This is a genomic window from Psychroserpens sp. (assembly GCF_045105015.1).
Classification (GTDB): Bacteria; Bacteroidota; Bacteroidia; order Flavobacteriales; family Flavobacteriaceae; genus Psychroserpens.
On sequence record NZ_JBGCCX010000161.1, the window covers coordinates 1 to 4,349 of the forward strand.

General features: G+C 31.8%; 4 protein-coding genes and 1 pseudogene. 4 read left to right on the top strand and 1 reads right to left on the bottom strand.

All coding sequences use genetic code 11. From position 1 onward, the window contains the following. From AB8B90_RS12390 to AB8B90_RS12405, 4 genes are all read left to right on the top strand, one after another. The coding region (locus AB8B90_RS12390; protein WP_405337340.1) for an adenosylhomocysteinase at positions 1-910 on the top strand (910 nt) is incomplete at its 5' end. A 109-nt stretch (positions 911-1,019) separates the two neighbouring features. Next, on the top strand, positions 1,020-2,162 hold the full coding sequence (locus tag AB8B90_RS12395) for a methionine aminotransferase (protein WP_405337342.1): 1,143 nt from the start codon (positions 1,020-1,022) through the stop codon (positions 2,160-2,162). Positions 2,163-2,227: 65 nt separating this feature from the next. Next, on the top strand, positions 2,228-2,737 hold the full coding sequence (locus AB8B90_RS12400; protein WP_405337344.1) for a hypothetical protein: 510 nt from the start codon (positions 2,228-2,230) through the stop codon (positions 2,735-2,737). A 91-nt stretch (positions 2,738-2,828) separates the two neighbouring features. Beyond that, entirely contained in the window at positions 2,829-3,608 is a 780-nt protein-coding gene (locus AB8B90_RS12405) for an amidohydrolase (protein ID WP_405337346.1), read from the top strand. Here the strand turns inward: AB8B90_RS12405 and AB8B90_RS12410 are convergent. Continuing rightward, a pseudogene (locus AB8B90_RS12410) lies at positions 3,595-4,349 on the bottom strand (hypothetical protein); the annotation flags it as partial. The gene AB8B90_RS12405 and the pseudogene AB8B90_RS12410 overlap by 14 nt on opposite strands.

Sequence of the window (4,349 nt, forward strand, 5' to 3'; positions counted from 1 at the left end):
TGATGGTGGTGATTTAACTAATATGGTTTTAGACCAATATCCTGAATTAGCAGACGGAATTAATGGGTTATCTGAAGAAACAACGACAGGTGTTCACCGTTTGTACGAGCGTGTAAAAAACGGAACATTACCAATGCCTGCAATTAACGTAAACGATTCGGTTACTAAATCTAAATTTGATAACAAATACGGTTGTAAAGAATCTGCTGTTGATGCGATTCGTCGTGCAACAGATATCATGCTAGCAGGAAAACGTGTTACTGTTTGTGGTTATGGTGATGTTGGAAAAGGAACAGCTGCCTCTTTTAAAGGTGCTGGAAGTATCGTAACGGTTACAGAAATTGATCCAATTTGTGCATTACAAGCTGCAATGGACGGATTTGAAGTTAAAAAATTAGAATCTGTAATTGGCAATACTGATATTGTTATTACAACTACTGGAAATAAAGACATCGTGCAATCACATCATTTTGAAGCTTTAAAAGACAAAGCAATTGTATGTAATATTGGTCACTTTGATAATGAAATTGATATGGCTTGGTTAAATGACAATCATGGTCAAACCAAAAACACTATCAAACCACAAGTAGATAAGTACACCATTAATGGTAAAGACATTATTATCTTGGCTGAAGGTCGTTTAGTAAATTTAGGTTGTGCTACTGGTCATCCTAGTTTTGTAATGAGTAATTCATTCACCAACCAAACGTTGGCTCAAATTGAGTTATGGAAAAATGCTGATGCCTACAAAAACGATGTGTATATGTTACCTAAACACTTAGATGAAAAAGTAGCAAAATTACATTTAGAAAAAATTGGTGTTGAGCTTACTGAATTACGTGAAGATCAAGCCTCATACATTGGTGTGAAAACAGAAGGGCCTTATAAACCTGAGCACTACAGATATTAATTGTCATTCAGAGCGTAAGCGAAGAATCTCAATAATTAATTTAGAAACCCTTACAGTAATGTGAGGGTTTTTTGTTTCTTATAAGTATCATATTCTGTATATTTACTTTATGCAATTCACACCAAAACTCACCAATGTAGAAACCTCAATTTTTTCAGTCATGAGTGCTTTAGCAAATGAGCACAATGCCATTAATTTATCCCAAGGGTTTCCAAATTTCAAAAGTGATCAATTGTTAATTGATGGTGTGACAAAAGCCATGAATTCTGGTTATAATCAGTACGCTCCTATGGCTGGTAGCCTTGAACTTAGACAAGCAATTTCCAAAAAATTTGAAATGCTTTATAATTCAAGTTATCATCCAGACTCAGAAATCACTGTAACGGCTGGTGCAACTCAAGCGATTTATACCATCATTTCTACGTTTATAAAACCTGATGATCAAGTCATTATTTTTAAACCAGCTTATGATAGCTATCAACCTTCCATTGAAGCTAATGGTGGAAAAACAATTGCCATCGCTTTAAAAGCAAAAACATATACTATTGATTGGAACTTGGTTGAAAATGCAATCAGTTCTAGAACAAAAATGATTTTGATTAATACGCCTCACAATCCCAGTGGAACTGTATTAACAAAAAATGATTTGCTAAAACTTCAAGAGTTAACACAAGGCACGAATATTATTGTTTTGAGCGATGAAGTTTACGAACATATTATTTTTGATGGTGAACAGCATCAAAGTGTATGTATGTTTTCAAATCTGAAAAAACGAAGTTTCATCACAGCTTCCTTCGGAAAGACTTTTCATAATACAGGCTGGAAAATCGGATATTGTTGCGCTCCCAAAACATTGATGGAAGCCTTTAGAAATGTACATCAGTTTAATGTCTTTTCTGTTCATCACCCAACTCAAAAGGCTTTAGCAGATTATCTGCAAGATTCAAATCATTATTTAGGATTATCAAATTTCTATCAGGAAAAGCGAGATCTATTTCTTAATCTCATTAAAGATTCAAGGTTTAAATTCACCCCTTCAAAAGGAACCTATTTTCAAGTGTTAGATTATTCTGATATTACGACTATGAATGATGTAGAATTCGCAAAACAATTAACGATTGAAAATGGTATTGCTTCTATTCCATTATCTGTGTTTTATGATCCAAAATTAGATCATAAAGAGTTGCGTTTTTGTTTTGCAAAAACTGATGACACTTTAAGACAAGCTGCAGAAATACTTAATAAGATTTAACAGATTTAAAAGTGACTTTTAGTCTATTTTTGTTTCTAAACTATTGAACAACAAATTTAAATACAATGAAATATATATTACTCTTCGTCATCTTCATATTTAGTATCTCACTTAATGCGCAAGACATTGAAAAAGATGGAAAACTGTATCAAGTAAAAAATGAACGTATCTTTTTTGATGGAAAAGACGTCACTGATACACTAAAAATCGAAGACAAAGCTGCCATTCTAAAACAAGCTACTATTGTTTCTAAAGAAATGAAACTTAAAGAAAAAGCATTAAAAGAAGAATCTAAAGCAAAAAAGGAAGCTGATAAACTAGAAAAAGACAAGAAAAAAGCGGAAAAATCACAAAAAAGGGCTGAAAAAAAACAAAAAAAGGCTGAAAAAGAACTAAAAAAGCAGAAAAAGGCTCAAGACAAACTAGATAAAGCTTCTAAAAAATTAAGTAGTTCTCAAAAGAAATACGAAAAGCTAAAGCGTAAAGGTAAATTATCTCCTCAAGACGAAACCAAGTGGCTAGAAAAATTAGAGAAACTAAAAGAGAGTTTAGAAAAAGCAAAAAAGAAAGTATAGCTCTACATTATTAAAAGAAAGAATCTATTTTGATTATTGTGATGATAACTGAAATAGATTTTTTTATGTCTAAAATTTGTAATTTTAGTTCATGAAGAATAATTTAAAAGTAGCTTTAATACAATCAAATTTAGTTTGGGAGAATCCAGAGCAAAATAGACTAAATTTTAGCACAAAAATAGCATCAATTACAAGCCCAATCGATCTTATCATCCTGCCAGAAATGTTTACTACTGGGTTTACAATGAATGCTAGTGAAGTTGCAGAAACTATGACTGGAAAAACCATTTCTTGGATGGTGAATCTTTCTAAAGAAAAACAAGTTGCTATTACTGGAAGTCTTATCATTAAAGAACATAATAATTATTTTAATCGTTTAGTGTTTGTTCATCCTAATGGACACATTGAGACTTATGATAAGCGGCACACGTTTACTTTAGCAGGAGAACATAAAGTGTACACTGCTGGACAACAAAATATAATTATCGATTTTAAAGGTTGGAAAATCAAACCACTAATTTGTTATGATTTACGCTTTCCGGTTTGGGCTAGGAATATTGAAGATTATGATCTTTTATTTTATGTAGCGAACTGGCCAAAAGTAAGAATTAGTGCATGGGATGCTTTATTACAAGCTCGAGCTATAGAAAACATGAGTTATTGTATAGGAATTAATCGTGTTGGGCTTGATGCTAATAATCATGAGTATTCTGGACATTCAGCAGCTTATGATGTTCTTGGGAGTCGATTAGACACTATTCCAATGGGTAAGGAAGCTACAGAAATTATAAGTCTAAATAAAGATCACATCAATACATTTCGAACAAAACTAGGATTTTTGAATGATAAAGATGATTTTAATCTAGTGTAAATACTTCTTCGGGATAATCCCAACCAGCTCTTCCATCTATAAGGCCTTTGGCATAACTAATTCGTTCTGGTTGTTGCTGTAATAAAAAGTTTCCTGAATCCCATTTTTGATTTCCATTGGTGTCATAGATAACTCGAATGTAATACATATTAGGGTCTAAGTTTTTAAAATCAAACAGTTGTTCTTCGGTTGCAAATTGTTCATATTTAACCTCTCCCTTTTCAGTTGTTAATTGAACAATTACAGGATATACTGCATTTTCTAATCGAACACGAATGTTGGTATAATCTCCCAAGGTTTTTGTTCTAAACGCATAATTTAATGTATCATTAACATTACCAAAAAAATCTTCAAATGTATTTGGCAACATTTGAATATTATACTTCTCAGATTCTTTCTTTTCAAATTTAAATTGATATCTGTTGCTCAGTTTATCAAAACTAGTCGTAAAAGGAACATCAATAGAATCTTTGTCTAAAATTGTCACTTGACTTTCATCAATTTTCACAAAAGGTACTGAGCCTTCAATAGTAAAATCATCAATAAAATTCAAAGTTCCCGACTGTATCGATCTAACAACCAATGAGTCTTTATCAATATCTCTAAATTTATGCTTTAAAGTATCTACAAAGATTTTATTCCTAATTACAAAAACAGCAGAATCCGTTTCAATCTTCGGTTTATACCAATAATACAGAGAGTCTTTAGATTTATCTTTTGTAATTCGACTTTTAAAACCCT

Excerpts from the sequence above, each read along its gene's own strand:
- AB8B90_RS12395 (WP_405337342.1), top strand. The coding sequence starts at position 1,020 with ATGCAATTCACACCAAAACTCACCAATGTAGAAACCTCAATTTTTTCA.
- AB8B90_RS12400 (WP_405337344.1), top strand. The coding sequence starts at position 2,228 with ATGAAATATATATTACTCTTCGTCATCTTCATATTTAGTATCTCACTT.
- AB8B90_RS12405 (WP_405337346.1), top strand. The coding sequence starts at position 2,829 with ATGAAGAATAATTTAAAAGTAGCTTTAATACAATCAAATTTAGTTTGG.